We start from the raw sequence: 16,626 nt of genomic DNA, 5'->3' as shown, positions 1-16,626 counted from the left end.
GAGCGGACGTCTCCCGCGAGGGGCGGAGAGTGCCTCTCGTGGGAGATGGCGGGTCAGTGGATGCTGAGGTCGTACGGGGGCAGGGGGGTGATGGTGCGGCGCTGGGCCTCGATGAACTGCCGTCGGCTGTAGACGACTTCGACGGCCCTGTGGTCGGAGAAGTCGACGTCGTGGACGATGACGTCGATGATCGCGGTGACCGTGTGCGGGTCGTTGTACACGCGGTCGATGCGGCGTGGTCCTCCCTGTTCCTGGGACGATGCGGCGTGGCCGGCGGTGGGGTCGAGGGCGTGGGGGAGGCCGAGGGTGTGGGCGGCGTGGCGGGCGGGGTCGTGCAGGCCGCAGGCCAGGAGGGTCTCGTCGAGGTAGGTGCAGCTGGTGCGGGAGCCGTCCGGGCTCGCGTTGCTGCGGTGGACCCTGTGGGGGCGGTCGGTGATACCGGGGCTGGACCAGTCGATGTGCGGGACGGATTCTCCGTGGGGCAGCGGGTATTCGTTCGCGTCCCCGCCGCCGATGAACGCGCTGCCGGTCTTCATCTTGTCGGCGAAGGCGGTGATCTCGTCGGCCTCCCGTTCGCGTCCCCGGGGGGAGTTGAAGGCGGCGTGCCAGCTGAGGAGGATGATGTCGCGGTCGGGGACCTCGGGGAGGCGGACGATCACGTTGGTGGGCGGGGTGCGCCAGATGCCGGCGGGGTGGTCGTACTGCCGGACGATCTCGAACGTGGCGGTGTTCACGAACAGGCCGGTGGGGTTACGGCCGAAGCCCGGCATGGCGAGGAAGCCGCGCATACCGAGGGCGGTCTCGGCGGCGTGCAGGCGGCGGTGGCCGTCGTCGCGGCTGTAGGTCAGCTCCTGGCGCAGGAGGATGTCCGGCCGGAGCCCGGTGAGGAAGTCGTGGGCGTCGTGCCACCGCTTCGGGAGCCGGCCGTTCTCGGCACGGCCGCCGTCGTGCTCCAGGTTGAAGGTGACCACTTTGATCACGGACTCGCCGTACGGGATATTCATGGAGGTTCTCCTCGGAGTTCGGGGGACAGCAGTACGCGGGGGAGACGGGGGCGTCAGGGGAGGCGGGCGATGCCGCCGTGGATGTCTGTGGGCTTGGGACGGGTGCCGGGGCCGGGGCGCCACAGGGACACGGGGCCGATGCCGGGGTCTAGCGGCTGCAAGTCCTCGTAGAAAAGGGCGAGTTGCACCGGGGAGCGGAGGGCGTAGGGGGTACCGGTGGCGTTGTGGTCGTGCTGGGCGCGGACGAGGTCGGGGCTGGTGTCGACGGCGTCGTGGTGCACGAGGAAGCTGCCGGGAGGCAGAGCACCGGTGAGGCGGCGGACGATCGCGGTGGCCTGGGGGGTGTCGGGGATGTGGCCGAGCACACCCAGGAGCAGCAGGGCGACCGGCCGGCCGAAGTCGAGGACGGTCCGTGCGGTGGTGAGGATCGTCTCCGGGGTGCGGAGGTCGGCGTCGATGCAGGCGATGGAGCCTTCGGGGGTGCTGGGGCACAGGGCGCGCAGGTGGGTGGTGACGTGGGGGTCGTGGTCGGCGTACACGATCCGGGCGTGCGGGGCGATGGACTGGGCGACGGCGTGGGTGCTGTCCGGGGTGGGCAGGCCGGGGCCGATGTCCAGGAACTGACTGATGCCCAGCTCGATGAGATGGGTGACCGCGCGGATGCGGAAGGCGCGCGCCTCGCGGACCATCTCCTTGATCTGCGGCGCGGTGCGCTGGAAGTCGTCAGCGGCAGCGCGGTCGATCTCGTAGTGGTCCTTGCCGCCGCCCCAGTAGTTCCAGACGCGGGCGGAGGAAGGGACGGCGCTGTTGATGAGCATGGGCGGTCCGGTCGGCGAGGTGGAGACGACGGGTCGGGGCGGGGGGCCGCCGGGACTGCCGGCAGGTGTGGTGCGGGTGGCGAGGAGGATGCGGGCGGTTTCCCGGCTGCCGGGGGTGGTCCAGGTGCCGTAGGAGCCGCGGGTGGTGAGCAGGCCCTCGCCGGCCAGCAGGCCGACGGCTGTACGGACGACGTGGACGGACTCGGGGAGCTGGTGGGCGAGGGTTTTCTGGGAGGGCAGTCGCCCGGCGGCGTCGTCGGCGATCCGGGCGATGAGCGTCCAGCGGACCGCCTCGGCACGGGCCCGGTGGGTGCCGGGCAGCGGCCAGTGCTCGGTGCGCCCGTCCACGGTCACGCCGATGAACAGGCCGTTGCGCACCGTCTCGGTCTGGGGACCGGTGACGACGGTGCCGCGGGGCCGTACGGACAGCAGCAGCTTCTCGGCGACGAGGCGGGGGATCACCTGCTTCACGGCCCAGAGCCGGGTGCCCAGGTCGGCAGCGAGTTGCACCGGCGGAGGCAGGACGCTGCCGCGGGGGTAGATGCCGTCGGTGATCCGGCTGCGCAGCGCTGTCAGGGTGTAGTCGGTCCAGTTGTCGTAGCCGTCCGGGACGTCCGGGGCCCGGCGCAGTCCGCCGCGTGGGCGTGGGACGTCCTCCCTGATGAGGATGTGCTGGACGACGCGGCGGGAGTAGACGGTGCGGGCGCTGATACGGCCGATCGTGCCGCCGGCGCGGTAGGCGTCCGCGACCGCGGCCCTCACCGCGGGGTCGGCGGTCTGGGCGGCGATGCTCCGGCGCCGGATGGTGGGCAGGCCCTCCAGGTGCTGGTGCCACGCGGGCCGGGACCGCGGTGGCGCCGCCGGAACCGTCTGTCCGGTTGCGGGGCTGGGCGTCGTGGTGGTCATCTTCTCTCGCTGCTGGTCGTGCGCTGCGACGGGGGGGAGGAGGGCTGGGGGTGCGGGGTCCCTTTGCGACTCCGTGCCGCCGACTGCCCGGAGGCGCAAAGGGAGTTGAGGAGGGTGCCCCGCCGCCGTGCCCGGGGGCGGGTGAGCGGCCCGGCGGCGGGGCTGGGTCCCGCGCGCGGCAGTCGGGGGTCCACGGGGTGCCGTGCGCGGGTGGTTTTCAGGCGTGCGCGGGGATGCTGTCCGGGTCGGGGTCCTGGTGCCAGGCGTGTTCGGCGGCGAGGTGTTCGGACCACTGGATGGGTGCGCCGAGGAGGTGGTCGGCGAGGAGGATGCGCTGGGTCTCGCCGGTGCCGGCGGGGGAGTAGATCATCTGGGTGTCGCGCCACAGGCGCTGGAAGATGTGGGCGGTGTCGTGGGCGTGGGAGCCGTGGAGTTCGGCGGCGTCGCGGCAGGAGTCGGCGGCGAGCTGGTGGCCGAGGTATTTCGCGGTGATGAGGTCGGCGTCGCAGCTGGTGGGGCTGTCGAGGTTGGCGGCTGCGTGGTAGAGGAGGGAGCGGGCCGCGTGGAGGCGGGCCTGGATGGCGCCGAGGCGGTCGCGGACCACGGGGAGGTCGGTGAGGGCCCCGTTGTAGCGGGGGCGGTCCTTGAGGAAGTGGACGGTGGTTTCCGCGATGGCTTCGTGCAGGCCGAGGCTGAGGGCGCCGAGGTTGAGGCGCCCGGTGAGGATGCTGCTGGACTGGGCGACGTGCAGGCCCTTGCCGACGTCACCCAGAACGTGTTCGGCAGGAACCCGGACCTGGTCGAGGACGAGGGTGCCGAGGGAGAAGCCGTGCAGGCCCAGGCGGGGGCGGTGGGGGCGGAGGGTGACGCCGGCGTCGCCGCCGTCGACGACGAACGCCGTCAGTGCCTCGGTGGCGGAGAGCGGTTCGCCCGGTGGCGCGGTGCGGGCGATCACCACGTGTCTGCCGGCGAGGTGGAGGTTGCCCACGCACGCCTTGGTGCCGGTGATCAGCCAGCCGCCCTCGCCGTCGGGTTCGGCCGTTGTCTCGATGCCGCCGAGGTGCCCGCCCGCCCAGGGCTCGGTGACCGCGATCGACCACAGCACCGTCCCGTCCGCGACCGACGGCAGCCAGCGGCGTTTCTGCTCGGCCGTCGCGAAGCCCAGCAGCGCGCCGACGGGGATCAGGGTGGCCTGGAGGATCGCGGCGGCGGACGCCGAGATACGGGCCAGCCGGTGGACCAGGATCGTCCGGGCGACATGACCGGCGCCCATCCCGCCGTACTCCGGCGGGATCATCACTCCGAACCAGCCACGCTCGCCCACGATGCGGGCCAGCCGCTTCTCCACCCTCCCCGGTGATTCCTCCATCGCTTTCACCCGGGGAGCCGCGTACGTGAACGCGAACGTGTCGGCCTCGCCCCACAGGTGTTCGTGCCGGGGGGTGAGGTAGAGACCGAGGGACGGTGGTGGCGGGGTGGGCATGGCGTGCATGGTCGTCTCCCTCTGTCAGGGGCGGGGGCGGCGGCAGGCGTCTGGTGTCGCGCGGGCGGGACGGCGGGGGGTGGTCAGTGTGGTGCGGGGGCGCTGCCGGTGACGGTCTGCATGACGGTGGCCGCCGAGGCGACGGTGATGTCGCTGATGCGGACGGCGTCTTCGACGGAGCGGGCCTCGGGGTCGATGAGGCAGACCGTGCCGATGACGATGCCGGTGCCGGGATCGATGAGGGGAGCGCCGAAGTAGGAGAGGATGCCGACGCTGTCCACGACGATGTTGCTGCTGAAGCGGGGGTGGGCGTGGACGTTGGGCAGGGGGAGAGCGAGGCGGCGCTCCACCACATGGGGGCACCAGCCGTGTTCGATGCTCATGGTCCGGTCGACGGTCACGTAGCCGCTGCCGGGCGGGGGCTGGTGCAGCCCGACGAAGGTCTGTTCGGTGAAGAACAGGTTCACCATCGCGTACGCCATCCGGGCCGCGGTGGCCATCTCTTCGGCGATCTCGTCGAAGACCGGGTCCGGGCCGGGGACGAGGCCCAACTGCCGTATGAGACGCAGGCGGGCGTCGAGCGCGACGTCGTGCGCGCTGACACAGTCGCTGTCCGCGCGGACCAGGCCGGGCGAGGGCCAGACCGCGTCGGGGGCGGCGGACGGCGGACGGAGTGCGCGGTCGGTCATGGGGCGTCCAGGAGGTTGTGGTGATGATTGAGGGCGTGGGTGACGAGGGTGACCAGGGCGGAGGCCACCAGGGGGCGGCGGCGGGCGTCGATGGTCATCACCGGGATGCCGGGGCCGACACCGAAGGCATCGCGGACGTCCTCGGGCTCGTAGCGGTGGGCTCCGTCGAACTGGTTGAGCGCGACGATGAAGGGCAGTTCCTGCTGCTCGACGAAGTCGGTGACGCGGAAGCTGCTGTCGAGCCGCCGGGTGTCGGCCAGGACGATCGCCCCGATGGCGCCGCGGGCGAGTTCGTACCAGATGCCGGTGAAGCGTTCCTGGCCCGGCGTCCCGAACAGGTGCAGGTCCAGGGTGTCGATGCCGATGTCGATGCCGGGAACGTCGGTGATGTCGAGGGTGATGCGGCCGTAGTCCATGGCGACCGTCGTGGTGCTCTTGTGCTCCACCCCGTCCAGGCAGTCGGTGCCGGTTCCCGCTTCGGTCAGGTACTCCTCGGTGGTCAGCGGCTCGAAGTCGCTGACCGCCCCGATGCTGGTGGTCTTGCCGACGCCGAAGCCGCCGGCGACGAGGATCTTCAGCCCCAGCACCGTGCCGGGCCGGGCCGGGTCACGCCCCTTCACCGAGGTCATGGGTGCCTCACCCCGCTCTGAGGCGGGGGACGGCGGACGGGACCTCGGGCCAGATCCGGTGAAGACCGACAAGAACTGCCTCCAGGAGTTGCGTGCTGGCGCCGTCTGCGGTGCCGTGGGTGAATGCGTGCAAGGGCAGGCGGAGGGCCTCGTCGTCCACGAGGTCGGAGACGATCACCTTGATGACGCCGACCGGGCGGCGCAGCAGGCCGGCGAGTTCGGCGACCGACCGCTGACGCTCCTCGCACAGGCACACGACGTGTCCGTACTCCTCGCCCGCGTCCGGGCGGGGACGGCCGGGACCGGCGGTGAGGACCGTCTCCAGGCGCAGGTCGTGCCGGGGCCACACCCTGCCCTGGGTGAGCAGGTAAGGACGCACGAAATCGGACTCCTCCTCCCGCACGGCGGGGCGGGACCCGGGGGAGATCACCGGCCGTCAGCTCCCTGCGCACGGTCGGCGACCATGAGGTAGGGGGTGAACTTCTGGGTCAGCTCGCTCATCTCGTAGCCGACGGCGGCGAAGTCCGCCCGCTCGTCGGCCATGACGCACAGCACCGTGCTGTGCATTCCGTTCCTGCCGCCCGGCGCGTTCGGGAACAGGCTGGTGCGGCCCGTGCTCTGCACGAAGATGCACCGGTCGTCGTACTCCAGGAGGATCTGCCTCGGCGGGCCCAGCGGGCGTCCGTCCGGGCCCTGGGCGTTGGCGGCGAGCGAGGCGATGCCCGACATGGCTGCCGCCTGTTTGTCCGCCCAGTCCCGGTCCAGCCCGTTGTCGAGCAGCTTGATGCCGTCCCGGGAGACCAGCAGGGCATGGGTGACGCCGGGCACGGAGTCGGTGAACTGTTCCAGCAGCCAGGTCAGCGCCTTGAGCGCGTCCTCCTCGATGAGGGTGGTCGAGGTCATGTCCGATGCGGTCATGGTTACTCCGTTGCGGTGGTGGCCGCCTGTCGCGGGGCGGGCCGGTGGGGGAAAGGAAGGAAAGGCTCAGGGGCGGGTGGGGGGCGGAGGGGCGGAGTGGGCGGCTTTCCGCTGGCCTGCGCGGAACGCCGCGAACGTGCTCGGCGTCGCCCGGCCGGCCGGGGCATCACGCAGCGGGGCGGCCGGCGGCGGGACGGAAGACCGTTTCCGCCGGGGCAGCGACGGCACCTCCTCCTGGCGCGCGCCATCGGCAGGAGCATCTGTCCGGGGCCCGGCGGAGGCGCGGGAGGGCAGGCCCGGGGCTTGGACGGGCGCCTCGTACGCGTCCTGTGCCCGTGCCGGTGCGTGCACGGCAACGGCGGACGGCTGCGGCGGCGGGGCTGTCTGAAGATGCCGGGAGGGCACGATCACCGACGCCGTGGTCCCGCCGGCGGGGTTCTCCCGCAACTCGACGACGAACTTGTGGCGCTGCGCGATCACCGCGGCCGTGACCAGCCCCACCGTGCCGGCACTCACCCGCGCCGCGACGTCACTCTGCCGAGGATCTTCGAGAAGCCGGTTCAGGTCCAGCCGAAGCCGCGGCGGCATCCGCACCGCACGGTCCTCCACGAGGATCTCGACCCCGACCGCCACCCGCTGCGCCCACATCATCACCGGCGCGTCCGGCGAACTGAACACCGTGGCGTTCTCGACCAACTCAGCCACCAGGTGCGACAGTTCAGGGCCTGCCGCCCCCGACACGGCGAGCTGGCTGCCCGCGTCCGCCGACACCACCCGCACCCGCGCATACTGCTCGATCTCCGCGACCGCCCCGCGCAGCACATCCGTCAGCCGCACCGGCGTCCCCATCCGGCGCGGGGAGTCCCCGCTCAGGATCGCGACGCTCTCCGCCCACCGCCGCGCCCTCGTCGCCTGATGGTCGAGCTGGAATATCTTTTCCAGCAGATGCGGGTCAGCCGTCAGATGCTCCAGCTCGTCCAAGGTCGCCACCATCCGCACCGTCAACGCCTGCTGACGCTGCTGAACCCGCCGCAGCAACGCCAGCTGCACCCGCTCCAACGGCTTCTGCTGCACCCGCAGCAACGCCCGGACCGCCGTTCCCTGAAGAGCGGAGAACTCCGCTTCCATCAGAGCCCCCGGCCCCTCTTCCTGGGACTGCCTCCCTGCCGGCGGCACTGGAGGCTGCTGGCCCTGGCACAGCTGATCCGCCGACCACACCACGGCGTTCGCCGTGGCCTCCACCGCCGCTGTGACCCGCTCCCGCTCGGCAGCCCGTACTTCCTGCCACCGCTCCTCCACCTCGCGCGCCAGATGCCGGGCCAGGAAGAACCCGTAGACGCCCGCGACGGCCACCGCGCACAGCACCACCACGACCACGTCCGATGCCGAGGTCAAAGAGCCCTGCACCAGACAGAGCGTGCACAGCCCCAGCGTCACCAGGATCAGCAACGGCGCAACCCCCGCGGCCAGCCGGAGCCGGCCGAGCAGAAAGGTGTCCGGTCTGGGCGTGCGGCGCTGCCGGTGAACACGGCGATGCGCGACGGGGCGGGCGGAGACAGACATGAATCAGCTTCCTCAGCAGTCGTGTTGAACGGGCGGGCCGAAAACCGGACCACGGCCCACATCGGCGGCGATGACAGGCAGCTGGGCCCAGACCGCCTTGCCGGACCCGTCCGGCTGACGGCACCACCTGATCTCCCCGCCCACTCCCCGCACGGAGTGCCCCCACCCGGGGACGCCGCTCGTGGCGATCATGACTGCGCTTCTGTGGGTACTTTGAGGCTGCACCAGGTCTCGGCACCGTTGTCCTTGGTGCCCCACTTGCCGCCGTGCTCGGCGACGAGGGCTTCCACGAGCACAAGTCCACGGCCTGATTCGGCATCGTCGTCGATCATCTTGCGTTCGGCTCCGCCCGTCATGCCGTCCGTGACGCTGATAAGCAGAAAGCCCTCCTCGACCTGGAGTCTTAGCGTGATCTGCTTGGCGCCGCTGTGAAGGACGGCGTTCGTCAACAACTCCGAGACGATGAGCAGCACTTCGTCGATCAATGCGCTCAGCCCGAAAAATCTGAGCTTGGCCGCGGCGATCCGGCGCATAACCTGCACCTTCATGGCGTCCTGGAGGCGGGGCGGACCGTTGTCGCCGCAGGGGGCGACTTCGATCCGCTCGTGCATCACTTCGCCATCGCGCTGGGAGACCGGGGACAGCTTCCGTACGGTTGTCGTCGTCATCACGTCCTCTGGGGGGCAGGCAGGACCGATCGGACGACGGCCCCGGCCCTGCGGAGGGGAGTCCGCGCCATGGGCCTGGCCAGCGGTTCGAGGAGGGAGCGCGCTTCGGCGAGGCATCGCGCAAGCGGGGGCGGGCTGGTCAGCAATGGCGCCCCGTCGATGGCCTGGTCGTCGTCCGGGGCCACCAACCAGCGCGCGGCCAGACTGGACGGCTGCAGGGCGGGGACGCGGATCATGTTGTCCCGTCCGAGGCAGCACGGCCGGGAAGTCCGCTCGGGCCAGAGGGAGTTCGCCATCAGGCCGTTCCATCGGTGCACCGTGCCCACGGGCACCATCACGGCGGCACAGCGCAGGTTCGCGAAAAGAACGGCGGGGCCGGTCGGTTGCTCGTACCGGGTGAGGAGGCGGTACGCCTCCTCAACCAATTTCTGGTCAGCCAGCACGATGTCGAACGTCACGCCGCAATGAAGGCGTCGCGGTAGGCGGGGGTTCGCGGCCCAGTGGTTGACAGCAGCTTCCGGACACGGAGCTGCCGCAGAGAACCACGTAGACAGAGTCGCGCTCTCGGCGACCATGCACGTCTCCATCGACCCTCCCGACCGCAGCACACACGGTGTTTGCTGCGCTACCTAGTGCAGCGGTCCGCAAGGGTGACGGCCAGGTCTTTTCACCGGAACTCTGCCTGCCTTCTACCGGACTTTTCCCGGACTTTCCGCATGACTTTTTTGCTGACCAGCGCTTTGAGCTGACGACACCCCGCGGGGCGCAGCCCTCAGCCGATACCGTGAGGCGAGACCGGATGGCGAGGAGCGGCCATGAGTGAACTCAAGCGGTTGCGCGAGAGCTTGAACCGAACTCAGGAGAAGGTTGTCGAAGACCTCTCCGCCCTTGCTGTGCGTCTCTACGAGGACCAGCGGATCAAGAAGCCGCCCACGTTCACCGTTCGGCAGCTATCGCGGTGGGAGAGCGCCAATCCACCATGGCCGCACCCGGCGATGCGTGCAGTCCTTGAGGCTTACTGGCGTCGCCCCGTCGAGCAACTGGGGTTCCGCCCACGTGGGAGCGAGAAGCCGCTCGGCTCTGTTGGCGTCGGCCCGGCGCCCCTGATCAGCCGATCACTCTCTGAACCCCCGCTCGTAGTCGGCTCCAGTCCACTCACCGATGAGGGGCCCCCGCCTTGGCTCGCCGACATCACCACCGGCACTGAAGCCCGCGACGAGTGGCTTATCGGAGCCGACGAGATCGAACTGCTGCGCGAAGCGGCTTCAGAGCTGTACGCGAAAGACCAGAAGTTCGGTGGCGACAAGCTCTGGAAGCGCACCAAAGCACATCTGTACTGGGTGCACCACATGATCGACCGCGGCACCTATGACGATGAGATGAGCAAGCAACTCCACGCCGTGGCCGGCGACTACAGCACCAGCCTCGGGTGGTTCTGCTACGACGCGGGCCTTCACACGAAGGCCCGGCAATACTTCGCCGAGTCCTTGAACGCCGCACACTTCACCAGCGATGACGTGCTGGCCAGCCGTACCCTCAGCAACATGTCCCGCCAGGCGGTCGACCTGAACAAAGGCCGTGAAGCCGTCAGATTCGCCCGGCTTGCTCAGACCCACGCGGAACTGTGGAACGCGCCTACCCGCGTCACCGCGCTCCTGGCTATCCGGGAGGCGCAAGGGTACGCCCGGATCGGGGACATCATCAACTGCGAGGCCGCCATCAAGCGGGCCTGGATGGAATGGGAACGAGGCGGCGACGACCGCGATCCGGACTGGGCCCTCTTCCTGAACCTCGCCGAGATGACCTGCCTTGAAGGCATGTGCCGTCTCGACCTTGGCCAGACTGCCCGCGCACAGCGTTTGCTCGCTGAGTCCGAACGACTCCAAGACGTCGCTCACGGACGTAACCGCGGCATGTGCCTGGGCAGCCTTTCCGCCGCGGCCCTGGCCAACGGCGACGTCGACCACAGCGTGGCTGCCACGAAGGAGGCCCTTCTCCTGGTCGAGGGAGGCATGTCCTCGACCAGAGCAGCCACACAGTTGAAGATCGTCCACGACGGACTGATTCCACACCGCCGCGCAAGCGGTGTGGGGGATTTGCTCGAACAGATCCGCGCTCACGTCGCGTGAGCGCGTTAAGGAGAGTGCACACAGTGGTGAGTGCGGAGTACCGGCGGCACGACGGAACGTCGGCCAAGGGCATCATGGATGAGCTGGTTGACGTCTACGCCCAGGTCTACGACGTCCCGCCATACATCGGTGACCCGTTCTTCTCCGTCGACTCGTTCCGCACCCGTCTGGAGGCTGCGTTCGACACCGAGGGGTTCGAGACGGTGACCGCCCGCCAGGAGGGTCGGATCATCGGCTATGTGCATGGCGCCACGTTGCCGGCGGACAAGCCATGGTGGGCGTCGCTCGGTAACCTTCGGCCAGCGGAACTGGTCGTTTTGGCCGACTCCGGGGGCATCTTCTGGCTGCGGGAGCTAATGGTCTTGCCGGGGCTCCAGAACCAGGGCCTCGGGCGGCAGATCCACGACACGGTCATCGCAGGTCGCTCAGAGAGTGTCACCGCACTGACCTGCATCATCGACAACCAGCCCGCCCACGATGCCTATCTGCGATGGGGGTACACGATTATGGGGCAGATCAAGCATGCCCCAGAATCGCCCATGTACGACGCGATGTACCTGCCCTCTCGCTGAAACCCGGCACACACATGACGCAAACAGTCACGAGTCATACCCCGGTCCCGGAGACCCCTGGTCGCCGGGACCGACCTACGCAAGGACCCGATGCCCTGTTCGTCTACGGCACCCTTCAATTCGATACCGTTCTCAAGGCCCTGCTGGGTCGGATACCCGAGCAGACCCCAGCGTCCGCTCCCGGGTATCGCGCAGCCGCGCTCGAAGGACGGGTCTACCCAGGTCTAGTCCGGCGGGCCTTCGGCGGATCAGCACCCGGTGTGCTCCTCCTGGACCTGAGCAACGAGGAGTGGCGCATCCTCGACGCGTTCGAGGACAAGCGGTACGACCTCAAGGAAGTTGCCCTGTCCAACGGCCAGACGGGGTTGGCGTACGTCTGGCCGGGCGGAGACGTCCGGGAGGATGACTGGAGCGCCGCAGAGTTCGAGCAACGCCATCTTGACGAGTACGCGGCGCGGTGTGCCCGACTCGCTCCCGGATTGGCCGCAGGCGAGCCGAAGACAGAATAGGTTGGGGCGTCCGGCGGGATGCCTGCCGGACGCCGTACCGATTCGGTCCTACCGGATCGGGTTTGAGTCGAGCAGGCCAATGGCGCCTCGCTGATCGCCGAGCGCGTCTACCCGCGCCGTGACACCCACGTGAAGGGCCTACGGGCGTCGGCGCCGATGCCACCGCGACCGGCCCGGTGATCGGCGTACGCGGGCCCCGACGGCTGCACGGCGCCGTAGTGCAGGCCCAGGACATCCGTGCGGTGACCGCCCTGTTGATCGCCGCTCTGGCCGCCGACGGCACCTCTACGATCCGGGGGATGTTCTGTATAGCGGCCATTGTCAGGCATGGCGGAAAACTAGGTATGCCGTCTCACGAGGTTGATGACCTCTGAACGGCCAGCAGGAGTCCGGCGACGCTCCCGGCCTCGGTGATACGGCCGGCGCGCACCGCTGCTACGGCCTCGCTGGTGGGCCACCACGCCGCAGTCATCCCGATTTCGGTCGCGTCTCGTCCGACGACGTTCGCAACCGGAGTGAGACCGGTTGCCACAACGAGGTGCAGGCGTGCGGCGGTGATCCCGGGCATTGGATCAAGCGTCGTCAGGTGTTCCAAGTGCTCGGCGACGAGTCCCGTCTCCTCGGCCAGCTCGCGCTGACCTGCTACTGCCGCGGTCTGCCCATCGGTGCTGCCGCCCGGCAGATGAAGCATCCGGCGTCCCTGGAGGTAGAAGTCGTCCTCGACCAGCAGCACGCGCCCCCGTGTGTCCAGAGCCACGACTCTGACCGTGTCGTGCACGGAGACGTGCTCATAAGTGCCGGTGCTGCCGTCCGGTCGCACGACCTGGTCGCGCCGCAGTGACAGGAACCGTCCCCGGTGCAGTTCTTCACTACCGAGCTTTTTCCAGCCCATGGCTCGTCAGGCTTCGGTTATGGAGGAGCAGGGTGACACGAGCAGCAGGCACTCTGGTGGTACCTGCTCCCGGCCGCCGAGCATGCCTGTATCGGGCACGTTCACCTGAGCCGCCTCGACCCGCCAGTGGTTGCGGCCGATACGTAGGACTGTGCCGACTGCCGGAGGGTGGGGCAGGTAAACAGTGCCGCTCGTGCTGACCTGGGTACCCTCCGCAGTGCACAGCGTCAGCCGGTAGTGCGGCGGAGGGCAGTACGCGCCTTCCTTCCGCAGCCGCGCCACGTCTTCGAACGCCTCGTCCGCCATCGTTGCCCCCTCGTCTCAACTTCCTTGTACGGGATCAACCTAGCCAGTGGCCCGACGCAGCCGGCCTTCGCCGACTTCGTGTAGCTGGCCTCCTGCGACACCACATCTAGGGCAAGGGCGGCAAAGGGAGCGGAAGGGATGTGCCGGTGATCTCGGCGAGATCGTCCAGCAGGGGCAGCAGTGCGGCGAGCCGGTCGGCAGGGCGCTCGTCCCAGGAGGTGACGGCGTCGCGGATGCGCCGTCCCAACCCGGGACGAGCGCAGTCCAACACCGTTTGATTCCGCTCCAGTTGATGGAGGAGATCGTCGATGTCTCCGGGGGGTGTCGCGCGCCGGGTGTCGCTGATGACCTGGCCGAAGGTCTGGCTTTCGGCCAAGCCGTGCAGCCCTACGTAGAGCACCCAGGCCGCCTGTCGTGTTTCCGGGTCCTGGTCCACGGCGTCATCGTATTCCCGCGCAGGTCCGGCCGGGGAGAGGCTTCTGTGTCTGATCACCATGGTCGTGTGGCGGCGGCTCAGCGTGTTTTGCGGATGGCTTCGGTAGCGGCCGTGGCGATGGCTGCGGGGGCGCTGGAGGGCTGGGGCAGGTGGAGCAGGGTGGTGCCTGGCAGGTGGAGGGAGTTTTTGGTGAGGGTGAGCTGGAGTACGGCGCAGCCGGCGGTGGCGAGGCGCTTGATGCGGGTGACGGCGTTTGTGGTTTCGTCCGGGGTGTACTGGGCGTCGGTGACGATCACGAGGAGGCGGCCGGTACCGGGGCGGCTGAGGTCGAGGCCGTGGTCGAGTGCGTCGATGGCGGCGTAAAGGTTGTGGCTGCCGCCGTTGGCGGCGAACGTCGTCACGCGGTCTGGCGCCCGGTGGGTGGGGCGGGTCAGTGCGGTCAGATCGTAGTCGTAGGCGATGGTGGCGGTGCGGGAGTCGGGGCCGGTCAGGGCTGCCGCGCGGGCCACGATCCAGGCAGCGGACGCGACGGGCTTGCAGGCGGCCGACATGGAGCCGGAGACGTCGACGGCGATGCCCACGCGCAGCGGTGGGGTGGGGGAGGTGCGGCGACGGGTGTGGGTGAACGGCTCTGCGGTGGGCACCGACCCGGCGGCGCGCTGGGCGTCGCGGGCGAGGGCCGCGCGCATGTTGAGGCGGCCGGGCGGGGTGGGGCTGGTGGTCCGTTCCTCGGTGCGTTCGCGGTAGGCGGCGGCACGGAGCGCGCGGCTCAGGCGCGCGGCGGCGGTCTGCTCGGCGGCGGTGGGCTTGCGGGTGCCGGTGACCGGGTTGTCATAGGGCGCCGGTGTGCCGTCGGGGTGGACGGTGGTGCCGCGGGGGTTGAAGACGCTCTTGGCGGTGGCGGCGGCTTTGCGTCGCTGGCCGGCCTGCTGGGCGCGGTCCTGGGCCTGTGCCTTGGACCGAGCGGCAACGGCAGTGGTGGCGGCGACGTGCGCCGCGCGGTCGGCTGCGTCGTTGGCGGCCATGCTGTCCATGACGGCCGTCACCGCGCCGGACAGCAGATCGGTGAGGTCCTGGGGCACCGGCAGGGCGGGGGCGGCGGTGTCCAGGGCGTCGCACCAGTCCTGGGCGTGGGCGAGCATGGTGGTGGCGTCGTGGTCGGCGCACCGGTGGGCCGCGGTCCAGATGCCGGTGAGGGTGGCCAGCAGGTCGGCGCCCAGGACCCGTTCGCACAGGTCTGCGACGGCTTGGGTCTCGCCGGCGTCCAGGATGCCGGCGTCCCGGCGGCCGAGGATCAGGGCCGCCGCGCCGGCGGCCTGCTCGATGCCCTGGATGCTGGGGTTGGCGATGTCGGGCATGACCAGGGTCCGGGCACTGGTGCGCAGGTACGGGCGGTCGGTGGGCCGCCTGACCAGATGGGCGCCTTCGACACGGCTCTCCTCCAGCAGGAGCGCGGCCTCGACGACACGGGGGTCCGCACCGGCCGGCTCCTCCCATACGGAGTGGACGGCGTGGGCGGCCTCGTGGACTATCACCCCCCACGCGGCGGGATAGCGCTCCTCGTCGCCCACGATCCGCGGACGGATTTCATGGGGATGGAGGGGGTCGAAGAGGCGGGAGTCGATCTCGATCTCCGCCAGGACGGGGATGTAGGCGGCGGGTGCGCCGCTGCGGGTGCCGGGGCGGCAGGTGACGAGGAGGTCCTGGCGGCCGGACAGGGCGACCAGCCGGTCGCCGAGTTCGGCTCCCACGCGCAGCCACGCCGCAGGTGACGAGCGTGGTTGCGGGGGCGGGGCGCCGTCGTCGTCCCAGCGCGCGAGGTCGGCGTCGTCCTCGGGCGTGGTGGCAGGGCGCTGGACGTGGTGATGGGCGCTCATCGCGAGCGTCCCCGCTGGGCGGAGCCGGTGCCTGGCGGGGGCTGCCGGGCGGCCGGAGCGGTCGAGGCGGAGAGCTGCCGGCCCAGGGTGAGCGGCGCGACCTCCTTGATGCCGACAATCTTGCTGACGGCATCGGCCACCGTGTCGCGGTCCTCCGGGGGAGCGATGCCGACCAGGTTCGCGAGTGCCGCCTTGGTGCCGAGGACGGCCTCGATCTTCTGGTAACTGAGCAGTTCCCGCAGCTGGGGGGCCCAGCCGAGTTCGCCGAGTTCCACCTGGGCGGCGAGGTTGCGGGCGACTCGCACGACCCGGGCATCGATCTTCAGGGCCGTAGCGAGGTCGTAGTCCGTGCCGACCTGGATCTGCGCGCTGAACCGGCTCGCGAGCGCCTCCGTGAGGACAGCGCCGTGGACGCCAGGGTTGTGGCCGGCGACCGGGTAGAAGCCGGGCTCGGCCTTGATGGTCTCGCCCTTGTGGGCCTTGACCTGGATCTGGCGGCGCCCGTCCATCGCGGGATACAGCGCGGCCAGGACCTTCGGTGAGATCAGGGTGGCGTCGTCGATCAGCAGGGCGCGGCCCTCGGTCATCGCGGTGACCAGCGGACCGTCCTGCCAGACGTAGCCCCCACTGTCGTCCAGTGTGTAGTCGCCGATCAGGTCGCCGACCGTGGTGTCGCCGTCTCCGGCGACGGTGATCAGGTCCGGGAACGCTGCCTCGACGAGACTCGTCTTGCCGGTGCCCGGGGGGCCGTAGAGGAGCACCGGCACGTCGGCGTCGCGCAGGCGGTTCAGTGCCTCGACGTCGGGCAGATCGGCCAGCTCCCTGGGGTGGTAGAGCTGGCCCCCTGCGCGGCGGATTGGGCCAGTCTGCTTCGGCGTGGGCGTGGGCGTGGGAGTTGCGGGAGTGGTCGTACGGGCCGTGGCCGCCTGGGCACGGGGGGAGTGGGTGCCCGGTGGACTGATCACCGCTGCCCGCGCGGCTGCTGTGGTTTGCGCGTTCGCGCGGAACTGCGGCTGTTTGGTGCCGAGTTGGTCGGCCTCGCCGCGGATCGCCAGGGTGTGGGCGGCATTGCGGACGGCACCGTGGGAGTGGCCCAACAGCCTGGATATGTCTCCGATGGTGAGCGTGTCCGCCGGGCGGTCGGCCAGCAGCCGGGCGACCTTGGCCCGTAGTTCGCCGCCCTTGGTACGGGGCGGAGTCGTGGGTGGTCCGGGTGTGGTCAAAGCG

At 70.1% G+C, this 16,626-nt stretch carries 18 protein-coding genes; 3 read left to right on the top strand and 15 right to left on the bottom strand.

The features are described 5' to 3' along the window. Positions 1–53: 53 nt before the first annotated feature. The 10 genes from ACLZOT_RS26800 to ACLZOT_RS26755 form a co-directional block, all read right to left on the bottom strand. Entirely contained in the window at positions 54–1,004 is a 951-nt protein-coding gene (locus ACLZOT_RS26800) for an endonuclease/exonuclease/phosphatase family protein (protein ID WP_416971630.1), read from the bottom strand. Between the two features lie 53 nt (positions 1,005–1,057). Then, positions 1,058–2,728, bottom strand: coding sequence for an SAM-dependent methyltransferase (locus ACLZOT_RS26795; RefSeq protein ID WP_416971629.1), 1,671 nt, complete (start codon positions 2,726–2,728; stop codon positions 1,058–1,060). Positions 2,729–2,945: 217 nt separating this feature from the next. Beyond that, complete coding sequence (locus ACLZOT_RS26790) at positions 2,946–4,220, bottom strand: acyl-CoA dehydrogenase family protein (protein ID WP_416971628.1); 1,275 nt, start codon at positions 4,218–4,220, stop codon at positions 2,946–2,948. Positions 4,221–4,294: 74 nt separating this feature from the next. After that, positions 4,295–4,900, bottom strand: a complete 606-nt coding sequence (locus ACLZOT_RS26785; RefSeq protein ID WP_416971627.1) for a GAF domain-containing protein — start codon at positions 4,898–4,900, stop codon at positions 4,295–4,297. Beyond that, complete coding sequence (locus ACLZOT_RS26780) at positions 4,897–5,529, bottom strand: GTP-binding protein (RefSeq protein WP_416971626.1); 633 nt, start codon at positions 5,527–5,529, stop codon at positions 4,897–4,899. Before ACLZOT_RS26780 ends, ACLZOT_RS26785 begins: the two co-directional genes overlap by 4 nt. A gap of 7 nt (positions 5,530–5,536) precedes the next feature. Next, positions 5,537–5,908 carry a DUF742 domain-containing protein gene (locus ACLZOT_RS26775; protein WP_416971625.1) on the bottom strand — a complete coding sequence of 124 codons (372 nt, stop codon included), beginning with the start codon at positions 5,906–5,908 and terminating at the stop codon, positions 5,537–5,539. Positions 5,909–5,955: 47 nt separating this feature from the next. Further along, positions 5,956–6,447 carry a roadblock/LC7 domain-containing protein gene (locus ACLZOT_RS26770; protein ID WP_416971624.1) on the bottom strand — a complete coding sequence of 164 codons (492 nt, stop codon included), beginning with the start codon at positions 6,445–6,447 and terminating at the stop codon, positions 5,956–5,958. A gap of 66 nt (positions 6,448–6,513) precedes the next feature. Beyond that, entirely contained in the window at positions 6,514–8,010 is a 1,497-nt protein-coding gene (locus tag ACLZOT_RS26765) for an ATP-binding protein (RefSeq protein ID WP_416971623.1), read from the bottom strand. A gap of 188 nt (positions 8,011–8,198) precedes the next feature. Further along, a complete protein-coding gene (locus tag ACLZOT_RS26760; RefSeq protein WP_416971622.1) occupies positions 8,199–8,678 on the bottom strand; it encodes an ATP-binding protein in 480 nt (159 codons plus the stop codon). Further along, complete coding sequence (locus ACLZOT_RS26755; RefSeq protein WP_416971621.1) at positions 8,678–9,136, bottom strand: hypothetical protein; 459 nt, start codon at positions 9,134–9,136, stop codon at positions 8,678–8,680. Before ACLZOT_RS26755 ends, ACLZOT_RS26760 begins: the two co-directional genes overlap by 1 nt. A gap of 357 nt (positions 9,137–9,493) precedes the next feature. On the opposite strand from ACLZOT_RS26755, the gene ACLZOT_RS26750 reads away from it, so the two are divergent. Genes ACLZOT_RS26750 through ACLZOT_RS26740 form a run of 3 tightly spaced genes read left to right on the top strand, consistent with a single transcriptional unit; the run spans position 9,494 to position 11,888 of the window. Next, positions 9,494–10,807: a hypothetical protein gene (locus ACLZOT_RS26750; protein ID WP_416971620.1), complete on the top strand. Its 1,314-nt coding sequence runs from the start codon at positions 9,494–9,496 to the stop codon at positions 10,805–10,807. A gap of 26 nt (positions 10,808–10,833) precedes the next feature. Further along, positions 10,834–11,379, top strand: a complete 546-nt coding sequence (locus ACLZOT_RS26745; RefSeq protein WP_416971619.1) for a GNAT family N-acetyltransferase — start codon at positions 10,834–10,836, stop codon at positions 11,377–11,379. Next, the gene (locus ACLZOT_RS26740; protein WP_416971618.1) at positions 11,298–11,888 is read left to right on the top strand and encodes a gamma-glutamylcyclotransferase family protein; all 591 of its coding nucleotides are present in this window, start codon (positions 11,298–11,300) and stop codon (positions 11,886–11,888) included. Before ACLZOT_RS26745 ends, ACLZOT_RS26740 begins: the two co-directional genes overlap by 82 nt. Before the next feature lie 352 nt (positions 11,889–12,240). On the opposite strand, the gene ACLZOT_RS26735 is transcribed toward ACLZOT_RS26740, so the two are convergent. From ACLZOT_RS26735 to ACLZOT_RS26715, 5 genes are all read right to left on the bottom strand, one after another. Continuing rightward, positions 12,241–12,780 (bottom strand): NUDIX domain-containing protein, encoded by a 540-nt coding sequence (locus ACLZOT_RS26735; protein ID WP_416971617.1) that lies wholly within the window; start codon positions 12,778–12,780, stop codon positions 12,241–12,243. Positions 12,781–12,786: 6 nt separating this feature from the next. Continuing rightward, positions 12,787–13,086: a hypothetical protein gene (locus ACLZOT_RS26730; RefSeq protein WP_416971616.1), complete on the bottom strand. Its 300-nt coding sequence runs from the start codon at positions 13,084–13,086 to the stop codon at positions 12,787–12,789. A gap of 106 nt (positions 13,087–13,192) precedes the next feature. Further along, positions 13,193–13,522, bottom strand: coding sequence for a hypothetical protein (locus ACLZOT_RS26725; protein ID WP_416971615.1), 330 nt, complete (start codon positions 13,520–13,522; stop codon positions 13,193–13,195). Positions 13,523–13,599: 77 nt separating this feature from the next. Next, entirely contained in the window at positions 13,600–15,399 is a 1,800-nt protein-coding gene (locus ACLZOT_RS26720; protein ID WP_416971614.1) for a hypothetical protein, read from the bottom strand. After that, positions 15,396–16,622: an AAA family ATPase gene (locus ACLZOT_RS26715; RefSeq protein WP_416971613.1), complete on the bottom strand. Its 1,227-nt coding sequence runs from the start codon at positions 16,620–16,622 to the stop codon at positions 15,396–15,398. Before ACLZOT_RS26715 ends, ACLZOT_RS26720 begins: the two co-directional genes overlap by 4 nt. Between the last annotated feature and the right edge of the window lie 4 nt (positions 16,623–16,626).

It is taken from the genome of Streptomyces sp. 4F14, from assembly GCF_048159485.1.
Classification (GTDB): Bacteria; Actinomycetota; Actinomycetes; order Streptomycetales; family Streptomycetaceae; genus Streptomyces.
This window is presented reverse-complemented; position numbering and strand designations above follow the sequence as displayed.